The sequence below is a fragment of the Sphingomonas sp. CFBP 13714 genome (assembly GCF_014842205.1).
GTDB lineage: Bacteria > Pseudomonadota > Alphaproteobacteria > Sphingomonadales > Sphingomonadaceae > Sphingomonas > Sphingomonas aerolata.
In genome coordinates, this window is the sequence record NZ_JACYVG010000005.1 from 358118 (window position 1) to 373947 (window position 15830).

Sequence of the window (15830 nt, forward strand, 5' to 3'; positions counted from 1 at the left end):
GGCCCCCGACCGGCGGTCAATCCGCTAAATTCATCGCCCAGCAAGCTTTGCGACAGTCCGATGACGGGCGGGTTGCCGCAACTGGTCACTTTCTTGGCACGACCGAGCCGATTTCCTCGGGCGCATTGGCCACGATCGCGAGCATCGTCGTCCACGCCGCGACGTTCTGACGAAGCTGCTCGGGATCGACCCGGTCGAGTGTGTCGTCGGGGGTGTGATGCGTGTCGAAATAGCGCGTGCCCGACTGGTTGAGGTCGATCGCCGCGACGCCGAGCGCCATGGTCGGGCCGACATCGGTGCCGTCACCGCCGACCCCTGCGCCGCGCGCGATGCCGAGCGGGGCGAGCGCGGAGGCGAGGCGATCGCCGACCGGCTTCGCGCTGTCGGGCAGGTTGGTCTCGAACCGCCAGACGCGGTCCGCGCCGAAATCGGATTCGCCCGCGGTCGCGTGACGCTCGGTCTTGTGCGCCTCGGCATAGGCCTTGCCGCCAAAGCCGCCGACCTCTTCGGCGCCGAACCAGACGACGCGGATCGTGCGCCGCGGGCGCGGGCCGTCGAGGATGCGCTTGGCCGCCGCCGCGGTGATCGCCACGCCGCTCGCATCGTCGATCGCGCCCGTGCCGAGATCCCAGCTGTCGAGATGCCCGCCGACCAGCACGATTCCCGCCTTGGGATCGGTCCCCGGCACTTCGGCGATCACGTTCCCCGATTCGTGCGTGCCCGTCATCCGCGGGGTCAGGACGAGCGTCATCGTGATCGGCTTGCCGCGCGTCGCGATCCGTTCGATCAGCTCGGCATCGGGTACCGATAGCGCCGCCGACGGGATCGGCGTGACGCCCTCGGGGAAGTTGGTCGTGCCGGTATGCGGATTGCGATGATGGTCGGTGCCGATCGAGCGGATCACGATCGCGGCCGCACCCTTGCTCGCCGCCATCGCTGGCCCCACGAACCGTGCAGGTCCGAACGCGCCATAGCTCGACCCGTCCTGCGTCGGCTCCATCGCATTGCCGACATAGGCGATCTTGCCCGCAAGGCTCCCCGCGGGCGCCGCCGCCAGGTCGCCATAGGTCTTGAACACCACCACCTGTGCGGTGAGCCCGCCCACGGGCGTCGCACCCGAATTGCCGAGCGCGGTCAGCTTCAGTGCCTGCGGGAAGGGCGACAGGATCGACCCGGTCTCGACGCCGCGCACCCAGACGGGCATCTGGTACGGCTCGATCCGCACGTTCTTGAAGCCCAGCGCCTTCAGCTTCGTCACCGACCAGGCGCGCGCACGCGCCTCCGCCTCGGTCCCCGCCAGCCTGGGGCCGATCTCGGTCGTCATCCCCTCGACGATGTCATAGGCGACCTCGTCCTTGAGCGCGGCATCGCGGAGCGCTGCGACCTTCGCATCGACCGGGGCAGGGGCGGGTGGTGCGGTCCGCTGTGCCATGAGAGGAACGGACAGGGTGGAGGCGGCCAATACCGCGAGCGTGTGCTTCATCATCCGCGACAGCCTATGTCGCTGCTCCCCGTTTGCCAACGGCCCGCCGCATCGCTATCTGCGCACGTCAAATCCCGCCTCATTCAAGCATGGAGCTCGGCACCCACATGGCCGTCCAGTATACCTACGTCATGAAGGGTCTGACCAAGACCTTCCCCGGTGCCGCAAAGCCCGTCCTCAACAACATCCACCTCCAGTTCATTCCGTCCGCCAAGATCGCGATCATCGGCCCCAACGGGTCGGGCAAGTCGACGCTGATGAAGATCATGGCGGGCATGGATCCCGATTTCACCGGCGAGGCCTGGGCGGCCGACGGCGTCAGTGTCGGCTATCTCGCGCAGGAGCCGCAACTCGATCCGACCAAGGACGTGATGGGCAACGTCAAGGACGGCGTCCGCCCCGTCGCCGACCTCGTTGACCGGTTCAACGCGATCTCCGCCGAGATGGGCGATCCGAAGGACGACACCGATTTCGACGCGCTGATGGAGGAGATGGGCGATCTCCAGGCCAAGATCGACGCGGTCGACGGCTGGGCGCTCGACAGCCAGCTCGAACAGGCGATGGAAGCCTTGCGCTGCCCGCCGGGCGATGCGTCGGTGGTGAATCTCTCGGGCGGCGAGAAGCGCCGTGTCGCGCTCTGCAAGCTGCTGCTCGAGAAGCCGCAGATCCTGCTGCTCGACGAGCCGACCAACCATCTCGACGCCGAGAGCGTGTCGTGGCTCGAGAACTACCTCAAGGAATATACCGGCAACGTCATCCTCGTGACGCATGATCGCTACTTCCTCGACAATGTCGTCAACTGGGTGCTCGAGCTCGATCGCGGCCGCTACTACACCTACGAGTCCAACTATTCGGGCTATCTGGAGAAGAAGGCCCAGCGCCTCAGCCAGGAAGAGCGCGAAGAGGCCGGCAAGCAGAAGGCGATCGCTGATGAGCTCGCTTGGATGCGCCAGACCCCCAAGGCGCGCCAGACCAAGTCGAAGGCCCGTATCCGCGCGTTCGACGAGCTGATGGAGAAGCAGGAGAATCGCGTCGCCGGCAAGGCCGCGATCCTGATCCAGCTGCCGTCGCGTCTCGGCGGCAAGGTGATCGAGGCGAAGGGCCTGACCAAGTCGTACGGCGACAAGCTGCTGTTCGACGGTCTCGACTTCACGCTGCCTCCCGGTGGCATCGTCGGCGTGATCGGCCCGAACGGCGCGGGCAAGTCGACGCTGTTCAAGCTCATCACCGGTCAGGAAACCCCGGACACGGGCACGATCGAGGTCGGCTCGACCGTCAAGCTCGGCTATGTCGACCAGAGCCGCGACGATCTCGATCCGAACAAGAACGTCTGGCAGGAAATCTCCGACGAGCTCGAGATCTTCCGCTTCGGCAAGCAGGAGATGGGCACGCGTGCCTATGTCGGCGCGTTCAACTTCCGCGGGCAGGACCAGCAGAAGAAGGTCGGCCAGCTCTCGGGCGGCGAGCGCAACCGCGTCCACATGGCCAAGATGCTCAAGGAGGGTGGCAACGTCCTCCTGCTCGACGAGCCGACCAACGATCTCGACGTCGAGACGTTGCGTGCGCTCGAAGAGGCGCTCGAGACGTTCGCAGGCTGCGCGGTGGTCATCAGCCATGACCGCTTCTTCCTCGATCGCCTCGCCACGCACATCCTCGCTTTCGAAGGCGACAGCCATGTCGAGTGGTTCGAGGGCAATTACGCATCCTACGAGGAGGACAAGCGCCGTCGCCTTGGCGACGCCGCCGACCGCCCGACGCGTCTGGCGTACAAGAAGCTCACGCGCTGAGCGTCTGAGACCCGCCGCGGCCCATGTTTCCGGGCTGCGGCGCCCCCCCCATCAACCCCGTCATCCTAACGAAAGTCAGGATCCAGAGCCAAGAGGCGGTCCGCCCGTAACCCTGGATCCTGACTTTCGTCAGGATGACGAGGGCGGTGTAGGACCGAGCTGGTGCCTGCCACGCAAGCGCCATGTTGATCCCCTAACCGGGGTCGGTAGGAGACATATTGGTCCCCACGAACGGAGCAGGCGTGACAGTTATCGAACACTCCCCCGGTGGAGATGCCCCCCCGGGTGCGGGGGAGCTGCAATACCGGCTTCGCCAGCAATCGATACTGGCCGATTTCGGGATCGAGGCGCTGCGCGCGCGCGATCTCGAACCGATGCTCCAGCGCGCTACCGAATTGTGCGGCGAGGGGATGCGCTCGAAATACTGCAAGTTCCTCGAATATCGCCCCGAGCAGGACAGCCTGTTCGTGCGCGCGGGGATCGGCTGGGCGCCGGGCGTGGTCGGATCGGCCGAGATGCGCACCGATCTCGCCTCGCCCGCGGGCTTCGCGCTCGAGACCGGCCAGCCGGTGATCTCCAACCATCTCGAGAATGAGGAGCGGTTCCGTACGCCCGCCTTCATGGCCGAGCACCATATCCGCCGCGCGATCAACGTCCTGGTCGAGACGTCGGGCAAGCGCTTCGGCGTGCTCGAGGTCGACAGCCCCGACGAGGGCAAGTTCGAGCCTGCCGACCTCGCCTTCATGCAGGGGTTCGCCAATCTGATCGGCGTCGCGATCGAGCGGCAACAGGCCGAACAGCGCTTGAGCGACGCGATGGAACATCAGGAGCTGCTCACGCGCGAGGCGAGCCACCGCGTCAAGAACAGCCTTGCGCTCGTCTCGGCGATGCTCAACCTCCAGATGCAGGAGGATGACGACCCGCGCATTACCCGGCTGCTCGGCGACGCGCAGGCGCGCATCACCGCGATCGCACAGACGCACGACCAGCTCTGGCGCGGCGAACAGGTCGGGATCGTCGCGCTCGACGACCTGGTCTGCGGGATCGCGACGGGGCTTGCCGAACAGGCGCCGCTGCACCGGATCGACTGCGACATCGACGCGATCCGGATCAGCGCGGATACCGCGATCCCGCTCGGCCTGCTCGTCACCGAGCTCGTCACCAACGCGATCAAATATGCGTATGGCGAGGGTGGCGGCGTCATTGCGGTGACGATCCGCAACGCCGACGGCCGGATCCTGCTGACCGTGTCCGACGACGGCGTCGGGCTGCCCGCCGATTTCGACCTCAAGGCCGCCTCGCGCAAAAGCCTCGGCATGCGGATGATCGGCAGCCTTGCCCGGCAGTTGCGCGGCACGATCGCGATCGAGAATGCCGAGCGCGGCACGTGCGCGGTCCTCGACATTCCCGATCCGAGGATCGTGCTTCCGGACTGATCGCTTGACGCGTGTATGATGTCCGTAGCACACCTCTCCCACAACGACGGGGTGGGGATGATGGACATGCTGATGATGCTAGCGGCCGCAGCGGCTGCGGTGACTGCGCCGCAGGGCGACAGGGTCAAGCCGGTCGACCAGTGCTTCGCGATCTACCGCCCCGGCGCCCCCGCAGGCACGCAGGCCGCCGGAGCACTATCCGGCCAGACCGTCATCGGCGCAACCCGCCAGGTCATCCGCGCCATCCGCGTCGGCGGTCGGCCCGCCTGGGATATCGTCGTGCATCAGCGCGTGCCGATGGCGAATTTCGCGATGCGCGATCACTTCGTCCTGAACCGCGACGATCTGACGCCGATCACCTTCGACAACAGCCGGAGCGGGGTCGAGCATGTCGCACTTCGCTACACCCCCGGCCGCATCGTCGGAACGAAGACCGACAAGGCCGTCGTCACGCCGATCGACGTCGCGGTGGCGGGACCGATCTGGGAGGGGAATCTCTGGGGCGTGACGTTCGGCGCGTTGCCGCTCGCGATGGGCAAGAGCTTCTCGCTGCCCTTCTACCAGTATGACGGCGGGATCGGCCGCTTCACGCTGACCGTCACCGGCAGCCAGAGCGTCGCGACACCGACCGGGCCCGTCGATGCCTGGACCGTCGCAGTTCTCAAGGACGGCAAGCCCAGCGCCACCACGCTGATCGCGAAACGCGAGGCGCGCGAGCTCGGCAGCTTCGCCGCGCGGGGCGGGACAAAGCTTGGCGGCGACTGCACCGGTCTCGACTGAGCGACCGGTGCGGGCGCTCAGCGGACCCGCTTGACGTAGATCCGACCGCCGTCACGGCGTTCGGTCTGGAAATTGGGCACCGCCTCGATCAGCTCGGACAGATGGTTGAAGCCGTAATTGCGCGCATCGAAGCTCGACCGATTGCCCGCGCGCTGCCCGAGCTCGGTCAGGCTCTGATAGCCCTTCTCGTCGCGCTTGCCCGCATTATACGCGTCGATCAGCAGCTTGATCAGGTCCGACCCGATCGGCTCGCCGCCGCGCGACCGGCGCGCGGCCGGCGCGGCGGGGGCAGGGGCCTTCTCGCCACCGATCGCGGGCGGCAGCGACAGCGGCATCGGCTCGGATTCGTCGTCGAGCGCGCTGACGTCGATGAAGCGCGTGCACGCCTGGCGGAACCCCTCGGGCGTGCGGCTGGTGCCAAAGCCATAGACGGGCACGCCGTCCTGGCGGATCCGCATCGCCAGCGGCATGAAGTCGCTGTCCGACGACATGATCCCGAACCCGTCGATCCGGCCGCGGAACAGCAGGTCCATCGCGTCGATCGTCATCTTCATGTCGGTCGCGTTCTTGCCCTTGGTCAGGTCGAACTGCTGCTGCGGCTCGATGCCGTGCTTGATCGACATGTCGCGCCAGCCCTTGAGCGCGGGCTTGGACCAGTTGCCATAGACGCGCCGGACGTTGACCGTGCCGAGCTCGGCAAGAACGGTCAGCACCGGGTCGAGCGTCGCCGACGATGCGTTGTCGGCGTCGATGAGAAGGGCGACGTTGCGGGTTGTGGTATCGGCCATGCCGCCGGGATTAGCCGCGCCCGCGCGCCGCGTCCACGCTCCACGCGCCGCCACCCGCTGCGGCGAGGTAGAGGAACACGAAACAATAGAGTACCGCCGCCTCGCCGCCATTGGCGATCGGGAAGGGCCCCTGCGGTGCGTGCGCAAGAAAATAGGCCGCCGCCGACATGCCCGACAGCAGGAACGCCACCGGCCGCGTGAACAGCCCGACGATCAGCAACGCACCGCCCACGACCTCGATTATGCCCGCGACGTACAGCAACGGGGTCATCGCCATCGGGAAGGGCGGCAGCCCGAAGAACTTGGAAATACCGTGGCTGAAGAACACCAGCGCCACGACGACGCGCATCACGCTGAGCAGGCGGGGGGACCAGGTGGCGGGTATCGGCATGGGATCATCCTGAACGTCGTTGCGGTCCCGCTACGTCCTATGCGCGCGTGTCTGCGTCAACGCGCCGGATGGAAACGGATCGTTCAGCGATGCGAGGTCAGGGATAGGCGATCGCCACGACCTCATATTCGCGCTCGCCCGCGGGCAGGTCGACGCGGCGGACATCACCGATCGCGGCACCCCTCAGTGCGCGGGCGAACGGCGAATTCCAGCCGATCCGCCCATTGCCCGCATCGGTCTCGTCGTCGCCGACCAGCGTGAGCACGCGTTCGACATCCTCCTCGTCCGCCACCGTCACGCACGCGCCGAACCAGACGCGGCTGCGGTCCTCCTGCGCGGCGGGATCGACGACCTTGGCCGCCTTCATCCGCCGCGACAGCCAGCCGAGCCGCCGGTCGATCTCGCGCAGCCGCTTGCGCCCATAGATATAGTCGCCATTCTCCGACCGGTCGCCATTGCCCGCCGCCCAGGAAATCACTTCGACGAGCTTCGGCCGCTCGCTGCCGAGCAACAGCTCATATTCCTCGCGCAGCACCGTATAGCCTGCCGGGGTGATGTAGTTGGGCCGATCCATGCGCGCCGTCTCGTCCGGTTCAGCCGGGCCGGGTCTTGCCGAGATACCAGGACGTCCGTGCGACGCTGCGGCTCTTGGCGCGGGCGGGGTTCATCAGGTCGTAGACGACGGCATTCTCGATCACGCGCTGCACATAGTTGCGCGTCTCCTGATACGGGATCGCCTCGATCCAGTCGATGATGTCGACCGCGCCGGTGCGCGGGTCGCCATTGGCGCGCAGCCACTTGTTCACATTGCCGCCGCCCGCATTATACGCAGCAATCGCAAGCGGATAGCTGCCATAGTTCGCATAGATCCGCTGGAAGTAGCTCGACCCCAGCATGATCGACAGATTGGGATCGGTCGTCAGCGACGCCTGGTTATAGGCGAGCCCGATCTTGCCCGACTGCTCGCGCGCGGTCGCGGGCATCAGCTGCATCAGCCCGCGCGCACCGGCATGGCTGACCGCGGCGCGATCGAACTGGCTCTCCTGCCGCGAGATCGCATGGATGATCGTCCAGTTGTCCTCATAGCCCGCAGGCACGCTGACGGTCGGGAAGCCTGCTGCGGAATAGTCGCTGAGCCCGTTCGCCAGCGCGCTGCGCCCGACCATCACGCCCAGATCGGGACGGTTGATGCGCGTCGACAGTTCGGCGGCAAGCGCGTGATCGGTGTCGGTCGTCGCATCCGCGGCGATCTGGCGGACGAACGCGGTCTGGTCCTGCCAGTCCGCGATCTGGCCGAGGAACTTGACCGCGCGCACCGTCTCGCGCTGCTCGAACGCGGCGCGCACCGCGGGTGCGATCGCAAGGCTGGCCATCGGCGGTGGCGGGGTCAGCGCGCGACCCATCCGCTCGGTCGCGAGCTGTCCGTAATATTGATCGCGGTAGCCGGCCGCCTGCGTGTAGAAGGCGGTCGCATCGGCCTGCCGGCCCGCCGCCTCGGCCGCGCGTCCCGCCCAGTAATAGCCGCGCGCCCGCACCACCGGCGAATTCGACCCGCGCGCATAGCGGTCGAACAACGTCATCGCATCCGCGGGGCGGCCGAGCTTCTTCATCGCCGCCTGCCCGCCGAGCCAGGCGAGATTGGTATATTCGTCGCGCTCGGCATAGGATTTGGCCGAGATGTTCGCACCCGCCGGATAGGCATCGTCGATCTGCCGCGCGATGTCATAGGCGACCTGCCACTGGCCGTCATTCGCCGCGCCGCGCGCATTGGTCACCAGGATCTCGTACCATTCGCCCGCATTGCCCGGCCGCGTGGTCAGCGCCCGCGGCCGTGCGAGCCAGGCGCGCGCGCTCGGGCTCGCGCCGCTGTTGCGCAGCCACACAGCCCGATCGGCGACATAGCCCGCGTCGCCGCGATACGTCTCCATCGTCGCCGCGGACAGGTCGGACGCGTTCGGCGCATTGGTCCGGAAGGCGAGCCGCGCCTCGAACAGCGCGCGCTTCGCCGGACTGACCATCAGGATCTGCCGCTGCGCTGCGCTCGTCTGTCCCGACCAGAGCAGCGCGTCCATCCGCGCATCCTGATCGTCCGGCGACAGGGCGCCGGGGAAGCCCGTCGTCACCGCGACCTGATCGATCGGCGTCAGTCCGCCCGATCGCCATGCGGTGCGCACCGCGGCATAGGCGCGGTCGCGCTGCCCGGTCGCCTGCAATGCGCGCGCATAGGCAAGATTGCCCGCTGCGGACTGTGGCGGATAGCGCGTGAAGAACGCGACGACGCTGCCCGCCGCACCGCTGCCGATCGCCGCCTGCCGCTCCGCCGCGCGGCGATTGGCGGTCTCGTTCGGCCAGCCGGGATGCGCCATCAGGAACCCGGCATAGCTGTCGAACGGCAGCGCGTCGGTCTGTTGCAGCGCACGCCATTGCGCGATCGTCGAGGCGATCGCGCCGTCGCTCGCCATCGGCTGCGCCTGCGGGCCGATATTCGAAAGCTGCGTCCGGTACCGGTCGAGCGTTTCCTGTCCGACCCCTGAAGATACCGCCGTGCCGGCCAGAGCCGCCAGAGCGATGCTCGATTTGAACGCCAATGCTACCATGTGGACAGGATAGCAGTTCAACCCGTATCTGTCCTGAACGAAACGCCCGAATTTAGCGCGGCAGGAGCGCAATATACCGATGTTTGCAGGTTTTTCCTTTGCCGGGTCGATCCCGGCGCTCGTCACGCCGTTCGCCGCGGACGGTGCTTTCGACGAGCGCGCCTATCGCGATTTCGTCGAGTGGCAGATCGCCGAGGGCTCGTCCGCGCTGGTCGCGTGCGGCACCACCGGCGAGGCAGCGACTCTGTCCTATGACGAGCATTTCCACGTCGTCCGCGTCTGCGTCGATCAGGCGAAAGGCCGCGTGCCCGTGATCGCCGGGGCAGGGTCGAACGACACGCGCGTTGCCTCGGCCAATCTGCGTGCGGCGCACGAGGCTGGCGCCGATGCCGCGCTGATGGTCCCGCCCTATTACAACCGCCCGAGCCAGGAGGGGATCTTCCGGCATTTCGAGGCGCTCGCCGCCGACGCGCCGCTGCCGATCATCCTCTACAACGTGCCCGGCCGCACCGTCACCGACATCCAGCCCGCGACGCTGGCGCGGGTCGTCACCGCCTTTCCGCAGGTGTTCGTCGGCGTGAAGGACGCCAGCGGCGTGCTCGCGCGCGTGTCGCAGCACCGCGAAGCCTGCGGGCCAGACTTCTGCCAGCTGTCGGGCAATGACGACCTCGCGCTCGCGTTCAACGTTATGGGCGGCACCGGCTGCATCTCGGTCACCGCCAACGTCGCGCCGAAGCTCTGCGCCGAGTTTCAGGCGGCGTGCCAGGCGGGCGATTTCGTCACGGCGCTCGCCTATCAGGACCGGCTCTATCCCCTGCACGACGCGCTGTTCACCGACGCGTCGCCGGGCCCGGTCAAATACGCCATGGCGCGGGTACGGGCCGGCTTCCCCGAGACGCTGCGCCTGCCGATGACCCCCGCGGGCGACGCCTCGCGCGCCGCGGTCGACGCGGCGCTGGCGCACGCCGGCCTGGTCTGATCCCCGTCCGTCATCCTGACGCACGTCAGGATGACGGGGGGACCGACAATTAACGTCCAACGCGATACGACGCCCGCTTCCCCTTCGCCCTCCGACCTCCTACATCGCGCATCCCATGGCACGCCCCAAACCCCCGACCTTCGAAAAGACCAAGATCGTCGCCGAGAACCGGCGCGCGCGGTACGACTATTATATCGAGCAGGTGTTCGAGGCGGGGATCGCGCTGACCGGCACCGAGGTGAAGGCGTTGCGCGGGGGCGAAGGCTCGATCGCCGAGGCCTATGCCGAGGTGAAGGGCAGCACGGTCCAGCTCGTCAATTCGAACATCCCCGAATTCAGCCACGGCAACCGCTTCAACCATGAGCCCAAGCGGCCGCGCAAGCTGCTGCTGCACGAGCGCGAGATCAACAAGATGTTCGGCGCGGTCGCGCGCCAGGGCATGACGCTCGTGCCGCTGATGATCTATTTCAATTCCAAGGGCCGCGCGAAGGTCGAGCTCGCTCTCGCCAAGGGCAAGCAGAACCACGACAAGCGCGATTCGGTGAAGGAACAGGACTGGAAGCGCGAGCAGGGCCGGATCATGCGGGATCGTGGATAGGCCGTGACCAGGGCGCCGGTCGGTCTTTTCGGGCGCCTCGCGGCGTGGTCGCATCGCAATCTGCCGACCCGCGATTCGATGGAGCGCAACCGCCTGTTGCGCCCCGTCGCGCACCGCGTGCTCGCGCCCGAATTGTGGCGCTTCACGCGGCGCTCGGTGCCCCGCGGCGTCGCGCTCGGCATGGTCGCAGGGATCCTCGTGCCGGTCGCGCAGACCCCCGTCGCCGCGCTGTTCGCGCTGCCATTCCGTGCCAATGTGCCGACCGCCGCGCTGACCACCTTCATCACCAATCCGCTGACGACGCCGCCGCTCTGGATCGCCGCCTATTGGATCGGGTCGTGGATGCTGCGGATCGACGCGCATGTCCCCGGCCAGCCGGTCGCCGAAGCCGCCGCGCAGGCCGACTGGGTCCCCTGGCTGATGCAGGCCGGACCCGCCACCGCGCTCGGCCTCCTTGCCATCACCATCGTCGCCTCGATCGGCGGCTATGCGCTCAGCGCACTTGGCTGGCGGCTGTGGATTGCCCGCAAGTGGCGGCACCGCCACGATAATCGCGGATCGTAACAATCGTCACTATCTGTCGCCCGACGAATTGACGGAGCGTCTTATCGGCGTAGAACACACCGCATCCTGAAGTTCTTCCCCGAGGGTCCTTGATGCGTACGTCGATTGTCACCGCCATTCTGCTCGCCTCCACCGCAACGGTCTCGGCCCAGACCAGTCAGACCCCGGCCCGACCGGCCGCGCCGTCGCCCGCGCTCGCCGGTGCGGCCAGCGGTCCCGTTGCGCCTAAGGATGCGAACAAGCCACAGATCGGCGATTTCGGCTTCGACATGGCGGGGCGCGATACCGCGGTGAAGCCCGGCACCGACTTCTTCGACTATGCCAATGGCGGCTGGGAGAAGGCGACGCCGATCCCCGCCGATCGCTCGTCCTACGGCATGTTCCACGTCCTCCAGGACCTGTCGCTCGAGCGCACCCGGACGATCCTCGACGCCGCGACCGCGAAGCCCGGCGACAAGGTCGGTGACTTCTACGCGAGCTTCATGGACGAGGCGGCGGTCAACGCGAAGGGCGCGGGCCCGGTGAAGCCGATGCTCGCCGCGCTCAAGACGACCACCGACAAGACCGCGCTTGTCACCCAGATTGCGAAGCTGCAGCGCCAGGGGGTCGGCGGGCTCGTCGGCGTCAGCGTCCAGCAGGACGACAAGGACCCGACCACCTATGTCGTCGGCTTCGGGCAGAGTGGTCTCGGGCTGCCCGATCGAGATTATTATCTGAAGGACGATGCCAAGCTCGCCGCGGTCCGCACCGCCTATCAGGCGTATCTCGCGCAGATGCTGACGCTCGCGGGCGAGCCCAACGCGGCCGCGCGCGCCGCGGCGGTCTTCGCGATGGAGAAGGGCCTCGCCACCGCGCACTGGACGCGGATCGAAAGCCGCGACGCGGACAAGACCTACAATAAATGGACCGCCGCCGACTTCGCGGCCAAGGCGCCCGGCTTCCCCTGGGCGCAGTACATGACCGCGATGGGCGTCACCGGCCGTCCCTTCTACCTCGTCGCGCAGCCGAGCGCGCTGACCGGCGAGGCGAAGGTCTTTGCCGACACGCCGGTGAATGTCCTTCAGGACTATGCGATGCTCAAGGTGCTGCGCGCCTATGCACCCTATCTCTCGAGCGATTTCGACAAGGCCAATTTCGGCTTCTACGGCACCACCCTGTCGGGCACGCCCGAGCAGCAGGTCCGCTGGAAGCGCGGCGTCTCGACCGTGTCGGGCGCGATGGGCGAGGCGATCGGCGAGCAGTATGTCGCCAGATATTTCCCGCCGGAATCGAAGGCCGCCGCCGACCAGCTCGTCAAGAACGTCATCGCGGCGATGGGCGACCGGTTGCGCAACCTCGCCTGGATGGCGCCCGAGACCAAGACCAAGGCGCTCGCCAAGCTCGCCGCCTTCACCCCCAAGATCGGCTATCCTGATAAATGGCGCGACTATTCCGCGCTTCAGGTCCAGCGCGGCGATCTCGTCGGTAACGTCGCGCGCGCCAACGCCTTCGACTATGATCGCGACCTCAAGAAGCTCGGCCAGCCGATCGACCGCGGCGAATGGTTCATGACGCCGATGACGATCAACGCCTATGCCAATCCGACGATGAACGAGGTCGTCTTTCCCGCCGCGATCCTCCAGCCGCCCTTCTTCGATCCTAAGGCGGACCCGGCGATCAACTATGGCGGCATCGGCGCGGTGATCGGTCACGAGATCAGCCATCATTTCGACGATCAGGGCCGCAAATACGACGCGAGCGGCAAGCTCACCGACTGGTGGACGCCGCAGGACGTCGCGCGCTTCAAGGTCTTCACCGACGCGCTGGTCAAGCAGTACGACGCCTATGAGCCCTTGCTCGGGCTGCACGTCCAGGGCGGCCTGACGCTCGGCGAGAACATCGCCGATCTCGCCGGGCTGACCGTCGCCTATGACGCCTATCACCGCTCGCTCGGCGGCAAGCCCGCGCCGGTGATCGACGGCACCACCGGCGACCAGCGCTTCTATTATGGCTGGGCCGGCGTCTGGCGCAGCAAGTTCCGCGAACCCGCACTGCGCCAGACCTTGCTGTCCGATCCGCACTCGCCGGGTCACCAGCGCGTCCTCACCGTCCGCAACCTCGACCCCTGGTACGCGGCGTTCGGCGTGAAGCCCGGCGAAGCCAGCTACCTCGCCCCGGCAACCCGCGTCCGCATCTGGTAAGCTACACTCCTACCGCCCCACATAGCCCCGTCATCCTGGGCTCGACCCAGGATCCAGAGCCACACGCGCGGACGCCGGTGGCTCTGGATCCTGATTTTCGTCAGGATGACGTAGTTTGGAGAGAAACATGAAGACCTACATCGCCGCCGGCCTGCTCGCCGCCACCGCGATCACCGGCGTCACCGCCGCCATCTCGCAGACCGCCGAACCAACGGCCGCACCCGCCGCACCCGCCGCACCCGCCGCGACCGGCGCGCAATATGGCAGCTTCGGCTTCGACGAGAAGGGCATGGACAAGAGCGTCCAGCCCGGTGACGATTTCTACGCCTTCGCCAATGGCAACTGGGCGAAGACCACCCCGATCCCCGCGGACAAGTCGAACTACGGCGCGTTCAACTTCCTCTCCGACCTGTCCGAGACGCGCACCCGCGGCATCCTCGACACCGCGGCCAAGGACTCGAACTCGAAGATCGGCCGCGCCTATGCAACCTTCCTCGACACCGGCACGATCGAGGCCAAGGGGCTGGCACCGATCCGCCCATGGCTCGCGAAGATCGCCGCGCTGAAGGACCGGTCGGGCTATCCCGCGCTGCTCGCCGAGGCGGATCGCGCCGGGATCGGCGGCCCGTTCGGCAGCGGCGTCGGCCAGGACGACAAGATACCCGAGCAATACGCCCTCTCGCTCGGCCAGTCGGGGCTCGGCCTGCCCGACCGCGACTATTATCTCAGCACCGACGCCAAGCTGGTCGAGGCGCGCACCGCCTACCGCGCGCACATCGCGAAGATGCTGACGCTCGCCGGCGAACCCGATGCCGAGGCGCGCGCCGCCGCGCTGCTGGCGTTCGAGACCGAGATCGCCCGGGTCAGCTGGACCCGCGTCGACAGCCGCGACGCGACCAAGACCTATAACAAGATGTCCGTCGCCGATCTCGCCAGGCGCGCACCCGGCTTCGACTTCGCCGGCTATTTCAAGGCGACCGGCACGCCCGTGCCGACCGTCATCGTCGCACAGCCCTCGGCGATCACCGGCATTGCAAAACTCGTCGCGACCGCGCCGATCGGCGTGCTCAAGGACCAGCTGATCCTGCGTTCGCTCGACGGCTATGCGGACGTGCTGCCAAAGGCGTTCGACGCCGAACAGTTCGCCTTCTACGGCACCGTGCTCGGCGGCACCCCCGAGCAGGAGGCCCGCTGGAAGCGCGGCGTCCAGTTCACCAGTGGTGCGCTCGGCGACGAGGTCAGCAAGCTCTACGTCGCGCAGTATTTCCCGCCCGAGACCAAGGCGGCAGCCGATGTGCTCGTGAAGAACGTGCTCGCCGCGATGGGCCGCCGGATCGACAAGCTCGACTGGATGGCGCCCGAAACCAAGCAGAAGGCGCATGCCAAGCTCGCCGCCTTCACCCCCAAGATCGGCTATCCCAGCCAGTGGAAGGACCTGTCCGCGCTGACGATCACGTCCGGCGACGCGTTCGGCAACGAATGGCGCGCCAATGAATGGCAGCATCAGGACAATATCGCCAAGCTCGGCAAGCCCCTGCAGCGCTGGGAATGGGGCATGACGCCGATGACGGTGAACGCCTATGCCAATTTCGGCATGGTAGAGATCGTCTTCCCCGCAGCCATCCTCCAGCCGCCCTTCTTCGACCCCAAGGCCGACGACGCGGTCAATTATGGCGGCATCGGTGCGGTGATCGGGCACGAGCTCAGCCATCATTTCGACGACCAGGGTTCGAAATACGATGCCAAGGGCCAGCTCACCGACTGGTGGACGCCCAAGGACATCGCCGGGTTCAACGCGCTCACCGGCAAGCTCGGCGCGCAGTACGACGCCTATGAGCCGCTGCCGGGGATGCACGTGAAGGGCCAGCTGACGATGGGCGAGAACATCGCCGATCTCGCCGGGCTGACGGTCGCCTATGACGCCTATCACACCGCGCTCGGCGGCAAGGCGGCGCCCGTGCTTGACGGCTTCACCAGCGACCAGCGCTTCTATCTCGGCTGGGCGCAGGTCTGGCGCCGCAACTACCGCGAGGCGAACCTGCGTCAGCGGCTGCTGACCGATCCGCATTCGCCGTCGCAGCAGCGCGCCTCGGTCGTCCGCAATCTCGACCCCTGGTATGCCGCCTATCAGCCCAAGCCGACGCAGCGCCTGTATCTCGCACCCGAACAGCGCGTGCGCATCTGGTGACCGGCCGCGTCCCTGCCCGGGAAACCGGGTGGGGACATGATGCTTGACCCCAAACCCCC

Annotated in this window: 13 protein-coding genes; 8 read left to right on the top strand and 5 right to left on the bottom strand. The window is 67.2% G+C overall.

From position 1 onward, the window contains the following. Positions 1 to 85 precede the first annotated feature (85 nt). The gene (locus IFT54_RS13570) at positions 86 to 1486 is read right to left on the bottom strand and encodes a M20/M25/M40 family metallo-hydrolase (RefSeq protein ID WP_192071035.1); all 1401 of its coding nucleotides are present in this window, start codon (positions 1484 to 1486) and stop codon (positions 86 to 88) included. Positions 1487 to 1590: 104 nt separating this feature from the next. On the opposite strand from IFT54_RS13570, the gene ettA reads away from it, so the two are divergent. From ettA to IFT54_RS13585, 3 genes are all read left to right on the top strand, one after another. Next, a complete protein-coding gene (gene ettA, locus IFT54_RS13575) occupies positions 1591 to 3270 on the top strand; it encodes an energy-dependent translational throttle protein EttA (protein WP_192071120.1) in 1680 nt (559 codons plus the stop codon). Between the two features lie 242 nt (positions 3271 to 3512). Next, positions 3513 to 4706, top strand: a complete 1194-nt coding sequence (locus IFT54_RS13580) for a sensor histidine kinase (RefSeq protein ID WP_244180764.1) — start codon at positions 3513 to 3515, stop codon at positions 4704 to 4706. 15 nt (positions 4707 to 4721) lie between these two features. Next, positions 4722 to 5486, top strand: coding sequence for a DUF3108 domain-containing protein (locus IFT54_RS13585; RefSeq protein ID WP_192071036.1), 765 nt, complete (start codon positions 4722 to 4724; stop codon positions 5484 to 5486). Positions 5487 to 5503: 17 nt separating this feature from the next. Here the strand turns inward: IFT54_RS13585 and IFT54_RS13590 are convergent, their stop codons facing one another. The 4 genes from IFT54_RS13590 to IFT54_RS13605 all read right to left on the bottom strand — a co-directional run bounded on the left by IFT54_RS13590 (position 5504) and on the right by IFT54_RS13605 (position 9262). Then, positions 5504 to 6274, bottom strand: coding sequence for an NYN domain-containing protein (locus IFT54_RS13590; RefSeq protein ID WP_031439510.1), 771 nt, complete (start codon positions 6272 to 6274; stop codon positions 5504 to 5506). Between the two features lie 10 nt (positions 6275 to 6284). After that, positions 6285 to 6665, bottom strand: a complete 381-nt coding sequence (locus IFT54_RS13595) for a DoxX family protein (RefSeq protein ID WP_192071037.1) — start codon at positions 6663 to 6665, stop codon at positions 6285 to 6287. Positions 6666 to 6762: 97 nt separating this feature from the next. Beyond that, positions 6763 to 7239 (bottom strand): transcription elongation factor GreB, encoded by a 477-nt coding sequence (gene greB, locus IFT54_RS13600; RefSeq protein ID WP_031439512.1) that lies wholly within the window; start codon positions 7237 to 7239, stop codon positions 6763 to 6765. Between the two features lie 19 nt (positions 7240 to 7258). Beyond that, complete coding sequence (locus IFT54_RS13605; protein WP_192071038.1) at positions 7259 to 9262, bottom strand: lytic transglycosylase domain-containing protein; 2004 nt, start codon at positions 9260 to 9262, stop codon at positions 7259 to 7261. 79 nt (positions 9263 to 9341) lie between these two features. Here IFT54_RS13605 and dapA point away from each other — a divergent pair, with 79 nt between their 5' ends. The 5 genes from dapA (at position 9342) to IFT54_RS13630 (ending at position 15771) form a co-directional block, all read left to right on the top strand. Further along, complete coding sequence (gene dapA / locus IFT54_RS13610; protein WP_192071039.1) at positions 9342 to 10241, top strand: 4-hydroxy-tetrahydrodipicolinate synthase; 900 nt, start codon at positions 9342 to 9344, stop codon at positions 10239 to 10241. A 115-nt stretch (positions 10242 to 10356) separates the two neighbouring features. Next, positions 10357 to 10839, top strand: a complete 483-nt coding sequence (gene smpB, locus IFT54_RS13615; RefSeq protein WP_031395420.1) for an SsrA-binding protein SmpB — start codon at positions 10357 to 10359, stop codon at positions 10837 to 10839. Between the two features lie 78 nt (positions 10840 to 10917). Next, positions 10918 to 11403: a DUF2062 domain-containing protein gene (locus IFT54_RS13620; protein ID WP_192071121.1), complete on the top strand. Its 486-nt coding sequence runs from the start codon at positions 10918 to 10920 to the stop codon at positions 11401 to 11403. A 92-nt stretch (positions 11404 to 11495) separates the two neighbouring features. Continuing rightward, a complete protein-coding gene (locus IFT54_RS13625; RefSeq protein WP_192071040.1) occupies positions 11496 to 13583 on the top strand; it encodes a M13 family metallopeptidase in 2088 nt (695 codons plus the stop codon). Positions 13584 to 13710: 127 nt separating this feature from the next. Next, positions 13711 to 15771, top strand: coding sequence for a M13 family metallopeptidase (locus IFT54_RS13630; RefSeq protein WP_192071041.1), 2061 nt, complete (start codon positions 13711 to 13713; stop codon positions 15769 to 15771). The last annotated feature ends 59 nt before the right edge of the window (positions 15772 to 15830 follow it).

What these genes read in the sequence shown, in the direction of transcription:
- smpB (WP_031395420.1), top strand. Translation starts at nt 10,357, where the DNA reads ATGGCACGCCCCAAACCCCCGACCTTCGAAAAGACCAAGATCGTCGCC.
- IFT54_RS13625 (WP_192071040.1), top strand. Translation starts at nt 11,496, where the DNA reads ATGCGTACGTCGATTGTCACCGCCATTCTGCTCGCCTCCACCGCAACG.
- IFT54_RS13595 (WP_192071037.1), bottom strand. Translation starts at nt 6,665, where the DNA reads ATGCCGATACCCGCCACCTGGTCCCCCCGCCTGCTCAGCGTGATGCGC.
- IFT54_RS13605 (WP_192071038.1), bottom strand. Translation starts at nt 9,262, where the DNA reads ATGGTAGCATTGGCGTTCAAATCGAGCATCGCTCTGGCGGCTCTGGCC.
- greB (WP_031439512.1), bottom strand. Translation starts at nt 7,239, where the DNA reads ATGGATCGGCCCAACTACATCACCCCGGCAGGCTATACGGTGCTGCGC.
- IFT54_RS13570 (WP_192071035.1), bottom strand. Translation starts at nt 1,486, where the DNA reads ATGATGAAGCACACGCTCGCGGTATTGGCCGCCTCCACCCTGTCCGTT.
- dapA (WP_192071039.1), top strand. Translation starts at nt 9,342, where the DNA reads ATGTTTGCAGGTTTTTCCTTTGCCGGGTCGATCCCGGCGCTCGTCACG.
- ettA (WP_192071120.1), top strand. Translation starts at nt 1,591, where the DNA reads ATGGCCGTCCAGTATACCTACGTCATGAAGGGTCTGACCAAGACCTTC.
- IFT54_RS13620 (WP_192071121.1), top strand. Translation starts at nt 10,918, where the DNA reads ATGGAGCGCAACCGCCTGTTGCGCCCCGTCGCGCACCGCGTGCTCGCG.
- IFT54_RS13630 (WP_192071041.1), top strand. Translation starts at nt 13,711, where the DNA reads ATGAAGACCTACATCGCCGCCGGCCTGCTCGCCGCCACCGCGATCACC.
- IFT54_RS13590 (WP_031439510.1), bottom strand. Translation starts at nt 6,274, where the DNA reads ATGGCCGATACCACAACCCGCAACGTCGCCCTTCTCATCGACGCCGAC.
- IFT54_RS13585 (WP_192071036.1), top strand. Translation starts at nt 4,722, where the DNA reads ATGATGTCCGTAGCACACCTCTCCCACAACGACGGGGTGGGGATGATG.